We start from the raw sequence: 15,161 nt of genomic DNA, 5'->3' as shown, positions 1-15,161 counted from the left end.
GCGTCCACTGTTCTTGAGGCCGATCGAAGAAGCGGTACGTCGAAACGCTAACTTTACCCGATCATGCGCATATCGATTGAAAACTAGGGAGTGGGGATGGGCAAGTACTTGCACGACAAGCCGCCCACGCAGATCGAGCAGGCCGCCGCCGATTGGTTCTTCGACAACAGCCTCGACATGTTCGTGGTGATCGAGAAGAGCGCCGTCGCGCGGGTCAATCCCGCCTGGATCCGGCTGACCGGCTGGACCGCCCAGGAAACCTTGGGCCGCCCCATCCGCGATTTCTTCCACCTGCACGACACCGAGACCATCCAGGCCATTGGGGCCGCCCTGAGCGCACAAGGCCAGGCGCGCTCCGAACACCGCCTGGCCCGCAAGGGCGGCGGATGGCTGTGGGTGCGCTCGCAATCGAAGGCCCTGCCCGGCGAAGCCCTGCTTATCGTGTTCCAGGATTTCAGCGAGGACCGCACGCGTCGCATCGAGCGCCAGCAGGCTGAGCGCGCCAACGAATTGCTGCGCAACGCCGCCGGGGTCTATGTCTGGCGCTTCGATGCTCGCAAGGGCGTCTATGTTTTCGAGCAGGACATCGCCACCCCCTCCTCGCCCCAGGGCGGGGTCCGGATGATGACGATCCAGGAAATGACCACCTCGATCCATGGCGAGGATCGCCAGAGGGTGTGGGACGCCTTCATCCAGACCCTGGCGCAGGGCGACCATCAGGTCCTGACCTACCGCTATCTCGATCCGGCCAACCAGATCTGGGTCTGGATGCGCGCGGCCTGGCGCGGCGTCAAAGGCGCCAGCGCCAACACCTGGGACGTGATCGGCATCAGCCAGAATGTGACAGAACTGGTCGCCGCCCGCGACGCCGCCCTGGACGCCGCCGACGCCAAGTCGCAGTTCCTGGCCAATATGAGCCACGAAATCCGCACCCCAATGAACGGCGTGCTGGGCGTCATGCACCTGCTCAAGCGCGAAAAGCTGTCTGAAGACGGTCGCCTGCTGCTGAACGAGGCCCTGGGCTGCGGCGCCATGCTGTCCGAACTGCTCAACGACATCATCGACTTTTCGAAGATCGAAGCCGGCAAGCTTGAACTCAATCCCGAGCCGATCGACCCCGCCGCCCTGCTGCGCAGCGTCGCCGAGCTGCTGAGGCCCCAGGCCCAGGAACGCGGCCTGGCGCTCGATGTCACGGTCGATCCTGGCATTGGATGGGTCAACGCCGACCCCCTGCGGCTGCGCCAAGGGCTGTTCAATCTGCTGGGCAACGCGGTGAAGTTCACCCTGGAAGGCGGCGTTCAGGCGCGGCTGACCTCACGTGAAGCCGCCGACGGCCTGCGTTTGCGCTTCGAGATCGAAGACAGCGGGGTCGGTATCGACGAGGCCGCAGGCGCGGGCCTGTTCGGGCGCTTCAACCAGGCCGACGGCTCGACCACGCGGCGGTTCGGCGGCGCGGGACTGGGCCTGGCCATAACCCGTCGCCTGGCCACCCTGATGGGCGGCGACATTGGCTTCACCAGCCAGCCAGGCCAGGGCTCGACCTTCTGGCTGGAGATCGACGTCGAACGCGCCGTCGAGACCGTCGCGGAGAACGACGAGGTTGAGATTGCTTTGCTGGCCGGCCTGCGGGTGTTGATCGTCGAGGACAACGCCACCAACCGGCTGATCGCCAGTCGCCTGCTGGAGGCCATGGGCGCGGTGGTCGAAACGGCCGAGGACGGCACGGCCGGCGTGGAAGCCGCCAACCGTTCTGGCGCCCAGGGCGGCTACGACCTGATCTTCATGGACATTCAGATGCCCGGCATCGATGGGGTCGAGGCCACGCGGCGAATCCGCGACCTGGGCGGCGCGGCGGCGCGGACGCCGATCGTCGCCATGACCGCCAACGCCATGGCGCACCAGCAGGCGGCCTATCTGGCGGCGGGCATGAACGGCGCCGTCGCCAAGCCGTTGTCGCCCACCGTCCTGGTCCAGACAATCGCCGCCGTCCTGGCCGCCGCGACCCTGACAGAGGCGGATAGCGCACGCCAGGCGACCTGAGGCTTCGAGCGTCCCGCTTCCGCCGCACGCCTGCAATACGGCAGCAAGATCGAGCGCCCATGAAAGCGGCGCCGGAAGGGTCGCGCGCGTCTTGTGACGTCGCTGGGGCTTCCTAAATTGGACTAACCGGTCCAAAAGCCGCGCGCGGTGACCGGCGTTGAGGGGCAAGCACATGGATGACGGTCGGACCGCGACCCCCGCCACGGAGCGGTACGCGAAGAAGAAGGAGGCGATCCTCGCCGCCGCGACCGCGATCCTCAATCGCCAGGGCGTCAAGGGCATGACCCTGGCCGACGTCGCCGCCAAGGTCGGTCTGATCACCACCAGCGTCACCTATTATTACCGCAAGAAGGACGACCTGGCGGCCGCCTGTTTCATGCGCGGGTTGGAACGCTTCGACGCCCTCGTCACCGAGGCCGACCGCGCGCCCGATCGCCGTGGCCGCCTGTTGAAGTTCCTCGAGCTCTATCTCGACCTGAACCGCAGGGTGCGATTGGGGGAGGCCGCGCCTTTGACAAGCTTCACCGAAATGCGGGCCCTGAAGGAGCCTTTGCGCGCCTCGGTGCAGGGCGCGTTCGCCGACCTGTTTCGCCGGGTAAGGCGCTTTTTCGAAGGGCCAGACTTCGAGCATCTCGACAAGCGCGAGCGCAACGCCCGCACTCACCTGCTGCTGGAGCAGATGTTCTGGGCCGGCTCGTGGTTGCGGCGCTACGACGTCGATGATTACGGCCGGGTGCGCGACAAGATGTACGACATCCTGGTCAATGGCTTGGCCCCTCCCAACGAGAAGGGGGAGAGTCGCGACTGGGCGCCGGCCGCCCTGCCCGACCCGACGCCGCAGTCGCCCGACGGCCAGGAATGGCGTGAAACCTTCCTGGTGGCCGCCACCCGCCTGATCAACCAGCGGGGCTATCGCGGGGCTTCGGTTGAAGAAATCTCGGCCCAGCTCAACGTCACCAAGGGTTCGTTCTACCACCACCATGAGGACAAGGACGCCCTGGTGGTGGAGTGTTTCGAGCGCACCTTCGCCGTCACCCGCAAGGCCCAGGCCGACGCCCGGGCCCTTGGCCAGGATGGCTGGGAGCAGGTCGCCGCAGCGACGGCGGCCTTGGTCGAGTATCAGCTGTCAGAGCACGGTCCGCTGCTGCGCGCCTCGTCGATGGGGGCGTTGCCGATCGAGATTCGCCACGAGATGTCGCAAGGCTACAACCGTGGCTCGGAGCGGTTCGCGGCGATCATTTCCGATGGGGTGGCGGAGCGCTCGGTGCGGGCGGTCGATCCGATGATCGCGGCCCACATGATCAATTCGATGCTCAACGCGGCGGCCTCGCTGGGCGCCTGGGTGCCCGGCGTCGAACGCGACGAAGCGGCCAGGCTGTTCGCCCGGCCGCTTCTGATGGGACTGTTCACGAAGTAGGAAACCCTCTCCCTCCGGGAGAGGGCGAAAAAGGGTTAGAACTTCTTGCGGATCCCCATCTTGTAGGTCCGTCCCAGGGGGTCGCCCGTGAAGGGGTCATAGCCCAGGTCCAGCCTCGCATAGGACGGATCCTTGTCGAAAACATTGGTGATCGCCGCCGTCAGGGTGGTGTCCCAGGGCAGGAACACCCGATAGGCCAGGTCGGTGAGGATCTGCTTGTCGATCGTCTTGCCGGCGGAGACCGTCACCGGCGCGCCGGTGGTGTCCTTGTAGGCGCCGGTGGCGAACGGCGCGGTGCGCCGGTCGGTGTAGCTGTCGATATAGTGCACCGTGGCCCGCAGGTTATGCGGCCCCATCGACCATTGGGCATAGACGTCGCCCTTCCACTGCGGAATCGGCACGGCGATCGTCTGGTAGTTCAGCTTGCCAACCGCGTCGAAGGCCGGCGAGACCACCACCCCTTCGACAGTCTGCGCCGACACCTTGTATTCGGAGATGTAGGTGGCGTTGGTCCCAAGCGCGACATTGCCGCCCAGCACACCCTCGAACAGGTAGTCGGCCGAGAAGTCGAAGCCCGAATTGCGGATGTCGGGCCCGTTGACATAGTTGGTCCGCAGGCGGGCGATCGACGAGATCGTGTTGCAGTTGGTGTTGTAGGTGAAGCGCGACTGCAGGGCGGCGAAGGCGGCCACGCCGCAGTTGTTGGCTCCCGTCGCCCCGTTCGGATAGAGGGCGCTAACCATGCCGGCCACCGGTTCGGCGACGATCGGCTTTTTGAAATCGAACCGGAAATAGTCGATGCTGGCCTTGAAGGCGCCGGTCTTGAACAGCACGCCGGCGTTATAGGTGTTGGCCTCTTCCGGCTGCAGGTTGGGGTTGCCGTAGATGTCGACGGCGCGGAACACTCCGAGGATGCTCTGCAGCGAGGTGATGGACGAGGTCACCAACTGCGGATCCGGCGGACCGCGGAAGGTGGAGCCAGCCGAGGCGCGGAACGCCATCCACTTGGTCGCCTGCCAGCGGATCGCGGCCTTGGGATTGAAGGTCGAGCCCGTCGCCCCGCCATAGTCCTCGTAGCGGGCCGCCAGCTGCATCTGGACGGACTGGGTGATCGGCAGGCTCAATTCGCCGAACCCGGCCATGATGCCGCTCTGCTTGTCAGCCTCGGTGCCCACGCCCAGGAACATGAAGGGCCCGTTGCGGACCGAGCCCGTGCAGTTGGTCACGCCGAAGTCGGGCGTGTTGACGCACGGATTGATCGCCGCGTTGCTGATGTTGTTGTAGTCGGCCTTGAAATAGGTGCGGCGATACTGAACCCCGGCCGCCCAGGCGATGTCGCCGCCCGGCAGGGTGATGTTGGTCTTGCCATTCAGCACCGCCTCGCCGACGAACAGCCGCGACGACTGCTTGGTCGACAGTTTCTGGAAGAACCAGCGGGTCACCTCCTCGCTGTTGGCCAGGGCCGAGTTGTAGGCCGGATTGGCCACGCCGGTGATGGCGTTGCCGGGGATGGCGTTGGCGAAGGGGTTGTAGAACAGACAGCCGCCGACCCCAGGCGTGCCTTGGATGCCTGGGGTGGCCGCGTCGGTGTCGCAACGCGAACCGCCCAGGCCGCGCAGGGCCAACTCGAAGCGGTTAACCAGGGTGTCGTAACCCGTGCGGATCCCGACCTCCTGCGAATAGGTCAGGGCGATGTCCCAGCCGATGCCGTTGTCGAACTCGCCTGACAGGTCGCTGGACACCCGGAAGGCGTCATAGGCCCGGGCGCCGATCGAAGGGCCGTAGCCGAAGGCCGGGTTGCCTCCCAGGCCGTACGGGCGGTTGGCGGCGTTGATCGCCCCGCCCGCCAGGATGGTCGAGGGCACGGTGGTCTGGGCGCCGGTCACCAGGCTGGTGGTGGTGATAGTCGGGTTGGCGGCCATGAAGGCGATCAGGCCGGGGTTGTTGGCCGGCACATAATAGCGGCCCGCCAGGGTCGGGGCGGCGGCGGCCTCGGCGGTTGGCACGGCCAGGCCGGCGTAGGACGGCGAAGTGTTCCAGTCGGGTACGTCGGTATGGCTGTACAGCACCTCGGCATGGAACTTGGTCTTGGCCGACAGGTCGGCGTTGACCTCGCCATAGGCCTGGATGGCGTCCTGCTTCTCGACCAGATTGTCGAACGGCGAATAGTGCCAGTAGCAGACCGGCGTCAGGCCGCTGAAGCCCGCAAAGCCCCCCAGGGTCGAGCAACTGGGGTCGCGGAAGCCTGTCGTCGAGGCGGCGGCGGGGATGAAGGTCGAGGGATTGCCCGCCGCCGACCAGCCCGCTTCCGGATTGGTCAGATAGGGCTTGTTAGCCCAGTCGCGATCGGCCACCGACAGCTTCGAGCGGTGTTGCCAACCGATGGAGCCCAGGAAATTGGCGTTGTCCCAGACCTTGCCGTAGGTGACGTTCAGGCCGTAGTCGCCCTTGGAACCGTCGATGAACCGATAGTCGGCGCCGGCTTCCAGGCCATTGAAGTTCTTCTTGGTGATGAAGTTGACGACGCCGGCGATGGCGTCCGAACCGTAGGTGGCCGCCGCGCCGTCCTTCAGCACCTCGATCCGGCCGATGGCGGCGGCGGGGATGATGTTGGTGTCGACGATGCCGGCGCCGGCCGCGGCCAGCGGATTGATCGCCATGCGTCGGCCGTTGAAGAGCACCAGCGTCCTTTGCGAGCCAAGGCCTCGCAGGTTGACCGAGCCTGAACCTTCCGAGCCTTGGGCGCGACTGTCGAACTGGTTGGTGTCGCCCAGCACGCCGTTCGAGACCGGTAGCGCCTTGAGCAATTCGACCGTCGAGGGCGAGCCCTGCTTCTGCAGGTCCTCCGCGCCGATCACATCGACCGGCAGCGAGGCGTCCTCGGGCGTGCCGCGGATGAACGAACCGGTGACGATGATCTCCTCGACCTCGACCGGCCCCTGATCCCTGGATTTGGTCTGGGCATGGGCGGCGCTGCACGCCAAGGCCGTGACGAGCGTCAGGGCCGAAGCCCCCCGCAGGAACGTCGTTCTTTTCATTGTCTTCCCTCCCGAGCTGCTTTTTTTGAACGCAGACATTTTGGGCTTCGGAGAGATCTCAGTCGGCGGCACGCTCCGCGCCGCGCCGATCGGAGGAACGTGGCGCCGCAAAGGCTGCGACGTCGCCGCGAGGACGCGTTTCGAAACTTGAAGATGCGGATAAACGAGCCGACAAGCTTAGGGTCTCCTTGGGCCAGTACTTGAAACGTTTGATTTTAAGTCCGCCATTCCGCGCGAACCGGCGGCCGCCCCGAGGAGTCGAACACCTGTTTCGATGATGCGGTATGTTTTGACGGTACGTCAACCGCTCGGCTGCGAATGACCGCCCGATGCTGCGATGCGACCAATCCCGAAGGGCGAAATTATTCGGCCCGCCTATGTCGCGAAGTCGGCCTGTCGTTCGTCATATCCGGGAAGCGTCGACGCCGTAGGCGGCGCCTGCCATGCGCGCGACGCCTTTGAGAGCAAGGGAATCAAATGACGCCGCGCCTCTTTTCGAAGTCGCTCGCGATCCCATCTAGGTCAACGACAGCCCGCGCCGGCCACGACGATACTTGCCTGCGGCGTTGGTCAACACGCCTGCAGGTCGGTCAGCCAATCGCAAATTTGTGCACCGCAGCATTAAGATGGTTGACTACTAAGCATCTTAATAATACGTCTTCCGTCATGACGACCGATCATCCGGCTCCGACCTTGCAGGGATGGCGCGCGCATGTGCCACGCGACCCGATCGGTCAGCGCCTGAAGACCATCTCCTTCCTGAATCGCGAGATCGGCAAGAAGATCGGCGAGGCCCTCGGCGTCAACGTCACCGACATGGCGGCCCTGGAACAGCTTCTGAACAACGGGCCTCTGACGCCCAGCCAACTGGCCGAACGTCTCAAGGTGACGACCGCCGCCGCCACCCAGATCGTCGATCGCCTGGAGCGCGCCGGTCACGTCTCGCGACAACGCAAGGCCACCGACCGTCGCAAAATCTTCGTGGTTCCGGTGGAAGCTTCGATGGAGAGAGCCTTCGAGAAGCTGGCGCCGATGATCGACGGTCTCGACAGAGTGATCGCCGGCCTGACACCGGCCGAGCGCCAGATCATCGAGGGCTTCCTGGATCAGGTCGTCGACGTCTATCGCGACGTTGCAGGCCTTCCTCCATCGACCGCGGACTCTTGCTGAACGCGATGCCCGCCCTCTCTCCGCGCGAACGCGCCCAAAGGTATTTGTCGATGAGTGCATTCATGACCGGTGAGCGTCGCCGCCCTCGGCCATTCCAAACCTCGGCGTCGATCCTGGCGCTGGGCCTGGCGCTGGGCCTGAGCCTGAGCCTCGCCGGCTGCGTCAGCACCCCGCGCCCGACGCCCGACACCCGCCTGCCCGCCGCCTATGAGGCGCCGGCCGGAACCGTGCTGCCCCGGGCCAGCCTGGATCGCTGGTGGACCACCTTCAACGACCCGCTGCTGACCCGCCTGATCGAGACGGCGCTTGAAAAGGCGCCCGACGCCCGCAGCGCCGCAGCTGTGCTGGACGAGGCCCGCGCCGTGCGCCGCGGCCAGATCCGCCAGATCTACATCCCGGGCACGCCCCTGACCGGAAGCGCCAAGAAGACCCACACCGAGATCCTCGACAGCAGCGGCGCGGCGGGCTTCACCCAAGGTGGCGACAGCGAGGCCTACGCCGCCAATTTCGACGTCAGTTGGGAACTGGATCTGTTCGGCCGCAAGCGCTCCGCCCTGGGCGTGGTCAACAACGACCTGGCCGCCGCCCGCTTCGCCTATGAGGGCGCGCGGGCCTCTCTGGCCGCCAATGTCGCCCAGTCCTATTTCGAAGCGCGGGGCCTGGCCGTGCAACTGGATGACGCCCGGCAAACCGAGCGCATCAACGCCTCGCTGCGCGACTTTTCGGTCAAGAAGGCCAATGCCGGCCTGATCGCCACTTCGGAATCCGACCGCGCCGAATCCGACCTCGCCGGAACCCAGGCGCGCGTCGCCAACCTGGAAGCCCAGTTGGCCACGGCGCGGCGCAGCCTGCTGATCCTGGTCGGCCGCGGGATCGACTCCGTAGGCAGCCTGACGGTCACGGCCGTGCTGGACGCCGCCCCGCCCGTGCCGGCGACCATCCCCGGCGATCTGCTGGGTCGCCGCCCCGACATCCGCGAAGCCCAGGCGCGGTTGGCCTCGGCCTCGGGCAATCTGAAGATCAATGAGCTGGCCCTGCTGCCGACCTTCAACCTGACGCCGGGCGTCGGGCTGTCCAAGAGCGTCTCGCCGTCCTTCCCCTTCGCGGGCGGCGGCGGGAGCGGCCAGACCTCGACCACCAGCTCGGCCTGGTCGATCGGGGCAAACGTCTCGATCCCGGTGCTTAACATCCCGGCCCTGTTGGCCGACATCGACGCCCAGAACGCCCGCACCCAGCAGGCGGCCATCGCCTATGAGCGGTCGGTGCAGACCGCCTATGGCGAGGCCGAGAACGCCATGGTGCAACTGGCCGCCGACCAGCGTCGCGTTACCCTGCTGACGGCCGGCGAGGCCCGCGCCGAACGCGCCTACACCGCCAACCGCAAGGGCTACGGCCTGGGCTTGATCGACCTGACCACCACCCTCCAGGCCGAGCAGTCCTGGCGCGCCGCCCGCACCGCCCTGACCGGGGCCCGCACCGACGCCCTGTTGCACGCCGTCCAGACCTACAAGGCGCTCGGCGGAGGCTGGTCTCCGGATGCGCCGGCCTCGCCCCAGGGTTCTTCGACCCAGGGTTCCTCGACCCAGGTTTCCCCGACCCAGGTTTCCCCGAAATGAGATCCTCCCCCATGACGACCCGCACCACGCTCGCCGCTGTCCTGCTGATCGCGTCGGTCGGCCTGACCGCCTGTGGCGACAAGAAGGACAAGGCGCCCGTCAAGACGGCGGCCTCCCAGGCCCGCACCGTCAGCGTCGGCAGCATCGAGACCCGGCCGCTGGGCGGCGGGGTCGAGGCGTCGGGCCAGCTCGTCTCGCGCGAGGAAGCCGCCGTCGGCTCCGAGCTCAGCGGTTATCGCGTGGCGCGGCTGTTCGCCGACGAAGGCGACTGGGTGCGAGCCGGCCAGCCCCTGGCTCAGCTTGACTCCACCCTGCTGCGCGCCCAGGTCGACCAGCAGGCCGCCCTCACCGCCCAGGCCCAGGCGGAAGCCAAGCGCGTCGCGGGCCTTGATGGTCAGGGCGTGCTGAGCCAGGAGCAGATCGAGACCCGGCGCTACCAGGCCAAGGCCCAGGAAGCCGCGCTCAACGAAATCCGCACCCGCGTCTCGCGGATGACCATCACCGCCCCGGTCAGCGGCCGGGTCCTGCAGCGCGGCGTGCAGCCGGGGCAGATCGCCGGCGGCGGCGGCGCGCCCTGGTTCACCATCGCCCGCGACGGCTTGGTCGAGCTGGACGCCGAGGTCAACGAGGCTGACCTGGCGGGTATCCGCGCCGGCCAGCCCGCCCAGGTGTCCCTGCCCGGCGGCCAATCTGTCTCGGGCGTGGTGCGCCTGGTCAGTCCCCGGGTTGATAGCGCCAACCGCCTGGGCAAGGTGCGCGTGCGCCTGCCGGTCCGTCCCGACCTGAGGCCCGGCGGCTTTGGTCGCGCCACCTTTGGGGCCTCGGGCGCCAGCGTCACGGCGGTGCCGGAGTCGGCGATCCGCTACGAGGCCGACGGCCTGTTTCTGATGACCGTCGACAGCAACAACCGCGCCCACCAGGTGGCGGTGAAGGTCGGCCAGAAGGGCGGCGGCTGGGCTCAACTGATCCAGGGCCCGCCGGCCGGCACGCGCGTCGTGCTCGGCGGCGCCTCGTTCGTCACCGACGGCGATGTCATCCGTCCCTCGGCGCCGAGCCAGCAGGCGGCCCGCTGATGGCTGGCGAACAGAAGACCCCCCAGCAGAAAACGCGCGAGCTGCAGATCTCCGCCTGGGCGATCCGCAACCCGATCCCGGTCGCGGTGCTGTTCATCGCCCTGATCATCGCCGGCATCGGCTGCTACCTGACCCTGCCGATCAAGCAGTTCCCCAATGTCGAGTTCCCCTCGGTGTCGGTGACCGTCACCCAGAGCGGCGCCGCGCCCGGCGAGATGGAGACCCAGGTCACCCGTCCGATCGAGGACGCCGTGGCCAGCATCTCCAACGTCAAGACCATCACCTCCTCGGTGGTCCAGGGCGCGTCGATCACGACCATTCAGTTCAACCTCGGCGAAGACCTGCAGAAGGTCACCGACGAGGTGCGCTCCAAGGTCGATCAGACCCGCTCGCTGCTTCCCAAGGAGGTTGACGAGCCGATCGTCCAGCGGCTGGAAATCACCAGCGCCCCGATCATCACCTACGCCGTCTCGGCGCCCAACATGAGCGCCACCGAGCTGTCGTGGTTCATCGACGACACCGTCACCCGCGCCCTGCAGGGGGAAAAGGGCGTGGCGCAGGTGTCCCGCGTCGGCGGCATCGATCGCGAGATCAATGTCATCATCGACCCCGATCGCCTGGCCAGCTTCGGCGTCACCGCGCCGCAACTGAACCAGGCCCTGGCCAGCTTCAGCGTCGACGCGCCGGGCGGCCGGGCCACCATTGGTGGTCGCGAGCAGACCCTGCGGGTGCTCGGCGCCGCCACCACCATCGAGCAGCTGCGCGACATCACCATCCCGATCGTCGGCGGCCGCTATGTGAAACTGACCGACGTCGCCCAGGTGGGCCAGGGCGCCGAGGAGCAGCGCGGCTTTGCCCGCCTGGACGGCAAACCCGTGGTCGCCTTCCAGGTGATGAAGACCCGCGATTCCAGCGACGTGGCCGTCGAGGACAATATCAAGAAAGCCATCGGCGGGATTGAGGCCAAGCAGCCTGGCGTGTCGTTCGTGAAGATCTTCTCGACCGTCGATGAGACCCGCGCCAGCTTCGCCGCCACCGAGCACACCCTGCTGGAAGGCATGCTGCTGGCCTCGCTGGTGGTGTTTCTGTTCCTGCGCGAATGGCGGGCCACCCTGATTACCGCCATCGCCATGCCGGTGTCGCTGATCCCCACCTTCGCCTTCATGGCGATGATGGGCTTCTCGCTGAACGTCGTGACCCTGCTGGCCCTGACCCTGGTCATCGGCATCCTGGTCGATGACGCCGTGGTCGAGATCGAGAACATCGAGAAACGCGTCGCCCGCGGCCAGAGGCCCTTCCAGGCGGCGATCGAGGGGGCCGACGCCATCGGCCTGGCCGTGGTGGCCACCACCTTCACCATCGTGGCGGTGTTCGTGCCGGTGTCCTACATGCCCGGCACGCCCGGCCAGTTCTTCAAGGAGTTCGGCCTGACCGTCGCGGTGGCGGTGCTGTTCTCGCTGGTCGTGGCTCGCCTGCTGACCCCGCTGCTGGCCGCCTATTTCCTCAAGCCGGTCGAGCACGCCCACCCGCGCAAGGACTTCAAGGGCTTCTATCGCAATGTGCTGGAGTGGTCGCTGGACCACCGGATCCTGGCGATCATCATCGGCACGGTGATCCTGGTCGGATCGTTTGGCATGGTGAAGTTCATTCCCACCGCCTTCCAACCGGCCGCCAACGCCAACTTCTATTACCTGAAGGTCCAGGGTCCGCCCGGCGCGACCCCGGCCGACATGGAACGCACCGTCCAGGCGGTGACCAAGATGTTCAGGGGCCGGCCGGAAACCTCCCACGTCTTCGCCCAGGTCGGCTCCAATATCGGCAGCGGCTTTGGCGGCGTGGCCGGCTCGGACATCCGCGACGCGACCATCACCATCGTCCTGAACGGCAAGCGCGACCTGACGGTGACGCAGATCAAGCAGGTGGTCCGCAACGGGCTGCACGACATCCCCGACGCCCGGGTCAACCTGCTCGGCGACTGGGGCACCTCGGAGGTGCAAACCATCCTGACCTCGGAAGACGGCCCGCTGCTGGAGCGCACGGCGGCCCAGATCGAGCGCGAGATGCAGGCCCTGAGCACGGTCGCCGATCCGCGCCCGTCCTCGCCCCCCAGCGGCCCCGAAATCGTCATCCGGCCCAAGGCCGACGAGGCCGCGCGCCTCGGCGTCAGCGCCGCAGACATTGCCGCCATCGCCCGCGTGGCCACGGTGGGCGACATCGACGCCAACGTCGCCAAGATGACCCAGGGCGAGCGGCGGATTCCGATCCGTGTGCGCCTGCCGGCCGAGACCCGTGCCGACCTCAGCGCCTTGGGCGCCCTGCGCATCCCCACGGCCAGCGGCGGCACGACCCGCCTCGACTCCGTGGCCGAACTGTCGTTCCAGGCCGGTCCGGCCCAGATCCTCCGCTTCGGCCGCAAGCGTCAGGTGACCATCGAGGCCGACCTCAACAACGGCGCCCAGCTGGGCCAGGCGATGAGCGACGTCGGCGCCCTGCCGACCATGAAGCATCTGCCGCCCGGCGTCGGTCCGGCCACGGCCGGCGATCAGGAGGCCTTCGTCGAGCTGTTCACCGGTTTCGCGGTCGCCCTGCTGTCGGCGGTCGGGCTGGTGTTTGGGGTGCTGATCCTGCTGTTCCGCAGCTTCTTCAAACCGATCACCATCATTTCGGCACTGCCTTTGGCGATCGGCGGGGCGTTCTTCGCCCTGCTGATCACCGGCCAGTCGCTGTCGATGCCGTCGCTGATCGGCTTCCTGATGTTGATGGGGCTGGCGGCCAAGAACTCGATCCTGCTGGTCGAATACGCCATCGAACAGGAGCGGGCCGGCATGAGCCAGCGTGAGGCCATCATCGAGGCCTGCCGCGAGCGGGCCCGGCCGATCGTCATGACCACCCTGGCCATGATGGCCGGCATGCTTCCGACGGCGCTCGGCATCGGCACGGGGTCGGAATTCCGCCAGCCGATGGCTGTGGCCGTGATTGGCGGCCTGATCACCTCGACCGTGCTGTCGCTGGTTCTGGTGCCGGTGGTCTACGAGATCGTCGACGACATCGAGCAATGGCTGACGCCAAAGCTGTCGCGCTGGACCACCCCGCGCGAGGCGGCGGGCGGCGCGGCCGCGTCGCCGGTAGACCGGCTTTAGGGACCGCAAATCCTCGATGAACCGCTCATCCCCGCGAATGCCGGGATGAGCGGAATCAGGAAAGCCCCAGTGCGCCGTCCAGCGACAGCGAGCCCGGCCCCGCGACAATCAGCCAGGTCAGCAACGTCAGCAGCAGCACCTCGGGCTTGTAGAGCAGAGAAGACAGGCGCATCAGCGGCGAGGCGCCCTCGATTTCCTTGCCGGTCACCGTGAACAGGGCCACCAGGCAGATGATCGCCAGGACGCCGGCGCCGAGCGGCGTCGCCAGGCCCAGGACCAGCAGGCCGCCGAACAGAAGCTCGCAGGCCGCAACGAGCCAGCCTTGAACCTCCGGCGCGCGAATCCCAGCCTCCTGCAGCGATCGGCGCATCTTGGCGTGCTGCTCGGCATTGGTCAGCTTGCACCAGCCCGACAGTGCGAACATCACGCCTATCACCAGCCTGGCCGCCAGGGCGGCGTAGGGCGCAAGGCCGTGAAGGGCGCCGGTGGCGGTCTGATAGATCTGGATCATGCGGCTCTCCCGCCGCTATCAATGGCCGTGCGCCGTTCCGGTTGCCCCGCCGCGCCTCAGCGCGTTCCGTTGTCGAGCAGCGTGCCGACGGCCGGAGCCCCGGTGGCCCGGCCGCTGATCGGATCGCACCACGAGAACCGGCCATTGGGCGCGTCGGTGCGCCGTCCGGCCAAGCCGGCCTCGAACAGCGCCTGTCCCAGGTCGACGCCGTCGAAGCCGACATGGGCCAGGTCGCGATGATACTCGTCCACCCCGCCCGTCGGCTCGACGGTGACGGCGCGGGCCTCGCGCACCTTGGCGCGCACCCAGTCATTGGCCAGTTTGGACGCGCTGGCCTCGGCCCAGCAGCGAGCGTCCGGCACCCCCTGGGGAGCATAGGCGTTGGCCAGCCGCACATGCCGGCCGTCGATCACGAAGGCGTCGGCGCCGAGCACCCGCACGCGGTCGCCCAGGCCAGGGGGCTGGAGCACGGAGGCGGGTGGGTCGGGCGTCTTGTGGCAAGCGGTCAGGGCTGTCGCCATCGACAGGGCAAGCATGCGTTTGCGGATCACGGGACTTCCCTTCCAGGCTTGTGGTGAAGGTAGTGCATCGGCCTGCGGCGGACTAGGTCCTCCCCCACAGGGGGAGGAACTTGGTAAAGCAAAAGGCCCCGGGGTTTCCCCCGGGGCCTTCGCAATCTCAGCCGAAGTTTAGAGCGTCGAGACTATTCGACGATCTTGGCCACGACGCCGGCGCCGACCGTGCGGCCGCCTTCGCGGATGGCGAAGCGCAGACCCTGGTCCATGGCGATCGGGGTGATCAGCTCGACGTCCAGCTCGGCGTTGTCGCCCGGCATGATCATTTCCACGCCTTCGCGCAGCTTGATGATCCCGGTGACGTCCGTGGTGCGGAAGTAGAACTGCGGGCGATAGTTGGTGAAGAACGGGGTGTGACGACCGCCTTCTTCCTTGGTCAGGATATAGGCCTCGGCCACGAACTTGGTGTGCGGGGTGATCGAGCCGGGCTTGCAGAGAACCTGGCCGCGCTCGACGTCTTCACGCTTGGTGCCGCGCAGCAGCACGCCCACATTGTCGCCGGCCTGACCTTGGTCGAGCAGCTTGCGGAACATTTCGACGCCGGTGCAGGTCGTCTTCTGGACCGGGCGGATGCCGACGAT

Annotated in this window: 10 protein-coding genes; 6 read left to right on the top strand and 4 right to left on the bottom strand. The window is 67.1% G+C overall.

Features of this window, described 5'->3' with window-relative positions:
- Positions 1-96 precede the first annotated feature (96 nt).
- Together ACP696_RS19440 and ACP696_RS19435 are read left to right on the top strand one after the other, a co-directional pair.
- On the top strand, positions 97-2,040 hold the full coding sequence (locus ACP696_RS19440; protein ID WP_426044193.1) for an ATP-binding protein: 1,944 nt from the start codon (positions 97-99) through the stop codon (positions 2,038-2,040).
- A 172-nt stretch (positions 2,041-2,212) separates the two neighbouring features.
- Positions 2,213-3,457 (top strand): TetR/AcrR family transcriptional regulator, encoded by a 1,245-nt coding sequence (locus ACP696_RS19435; protein ID WP_426044192.1) that lies wholly within the window; start codon positions 2,213-2,215, stop codon positions 3,455-3,457.
- Positions 3,458-3,492: 35 nt separating this feature from the next.
- Here the strand turns inward: ACP696_RS19435 and ACP696_RS19430 are convergent, their stop codons facing one another.
- A complete protein-coding gene (locus tag ACP696_RS19430; protein WP_426044191.1) occupies positions 3,493-6,534 on the bottom strand; it encodes a TonB-dependent receptor in 3,042 nt (1,013 codons plus the stop codon).
- 438 nt (positions 6,535-6,972) lie between these two features.
- Here ACP696_RS19430 and ACP696_RS19425 point away from each other — a divergent pair, with 438 nt between their 5' ends.
- The 4 genes from ACP696_RS19425 to ACP696_RS19410 all read left to right on the top strand — a co-directional run bounded on the left by ACP696_RS19425 (position 6,973) and on the right by ACP696_RS19410 (position 13,494).
- Entirely contained in the window at positions 6,973-7,665 is a 693-nt protein-coding gene (locus ACP696_RS19425) for a MarR family winged helix-turn-helix transcriptional regulator (RefSeq protein ID WP_426044190.1), read from the top strand.
- A 62-nt stretch (positions 7,666-7,727) separates the two neighbouring features.
- Positions 7,728-9,281: an efflux transporter outer membrane subunit gene (locus tag ACP696_RS19420; RefSeq protein ID WP_426044189.1), complete on the top strand. Its 1,554-nt coding sequence runs from the start codon at positions 7,728-7,730 to the stop codon at positions 9,279-9,281.
- Positions 9,278-10,354, top strand: coding sequence for an efflux RND transporter periplasmic adaptor subunit (locus tag ACP696_RS19415; RefSeq protein ID WP_426031900.1), 1,077 nt, complete (start codon positions 9,278-9,280; stop codon positions 10,352-10,354). Before ACP696_RS19420 ends, ACP696_RS19415 begins: the two co-directional genes overlap by 4 nt.
- Complete coding sequence (locus ACP696_RS19410) at positions 10,354-13,494, top strand: efflux RND transporter permease subunit (RefSeq protein ID WP_426044188.1); 3,141 nt, start codon at positions 10,354-10,356, stop codon at positions 13,492-13,494. Before ACP696_RS19415 ends, ACP696_RS19410 begins: the two co-directional genes overlap by 1 nt.
- A 55-nt stretch (positions 13,495-13,549) precedes the next feature.
- Here ACP696_RS19410 and ACP696_RS19405 read toward each other — a convergent pair whose 3' ends face one another.
- The 3 genes from ACP696_RS19405 to ACP696_RS19395 all read right to left on the bottom strand — a co-directional run.
- On the bottom strand, positions 13,550-14,005 hold the full coding sequence (locus ACP696_RS19405; RefSeq protein ID WP_426044187.1) for a DoxX family protein: 456 nt from the start codon (positions 14,003-14,005) through the stop codon (positions 13,550-13,552).
- A 56-nt stretch (positions 14,006-14,061) separates the two neighbouring features.
- On the bottom strand, positions 14,062-14,556 hold the full coding sequence (locus tag ACP696_RS19400; RefSeq protein WP_426015227.1) for a thermonuclease family protein: 495 nt from the start codon (positions 14,554-14,556) through the stop codon (positions 14,062-14,064).
- A gap of 152 nt (positions 14,557-14,708) precedes the next feature.
- Positions 14,709-15,161: EF-Tu/IF-2/RF-3 family GTPase (locus ACP696_RS19395; protein WP_426044186.1), on the bottom strand; the 453-nt coding region annotated here is incomplete at its 5' end.

This window comes from Caulobacter sp. DWR3-1-2, assembly GCF_049896225.1.
Classification (GTDB): Bacteria; Pseudomonadota; Alphaproteobacteria; order Caulobacterales; family Caulobacteraceae; genus Caulobacter.
The sequence above is the reverse complement of the archived record's forward strand: the minus strand, read 5'-3'. Positions and strand labels throughout refer to the sequence as shown.

Bases quoted from the DNA above. Each gene is read 5' to 3' on its own strand.
- ACP696_RS19440 (WP_426044193.1), top strand. From the start codon at position 97: ATGGGCAAGTACTTGCACGACAAGCCGCCCACGCAGATCGAGCAGGCC.
- ACP696_RS19435 (WP_426044192.1), top strand. From the start codon at position 2,213: ATGGATGACGGTCGGACCGCGACCCCCGCCACGGAGCGGTACGCGAAG.
- ACP696_RS19430 (WP_426044191.1), bottom strand. From the start codon at position 6,534: ATGTCTGCGTTCAAAAAAAGCAGCTCGGGAGGGAAGACAATGAAAAGA.
- ACP696_RS19425 (WP_426044190.1), top strand. From the start codon at position 6,973: ATGACGCCGCGCCTCTTTTCGAAGTCGCTCGCGATCCCATCTAGGTCA.
- ACP696_RS19420 (WP_426044189.1), top strand. From the start codon at position 7,728: ATGACCGGTGAGCGTCGCCGCCCTCGGCCATTCCAAACCTCGGCGTCG.
- ACP696_RS19415 (WP_426031900.1), top strand. From the start codon at position 9,278: ATGAGATCCTCCCCCATGACGACCCGCACCACGCTCGCCGCTGTCCTG.
- ACP696_RS19410 (WP_426044188.1), top strand. From the start codon at position 10,354: ATGGCTGGCGAACAGAAGACCCCCCAGCAGAAAACGCGCGAGCTGCAG.
- ACP696_RS19405 (WP_426044187.1), bottom strand. From the start codon at position 14,005: ATGATCCAGATCTATCAGACCGCCACCGGCGCCCTTCACGGCCTTGCG.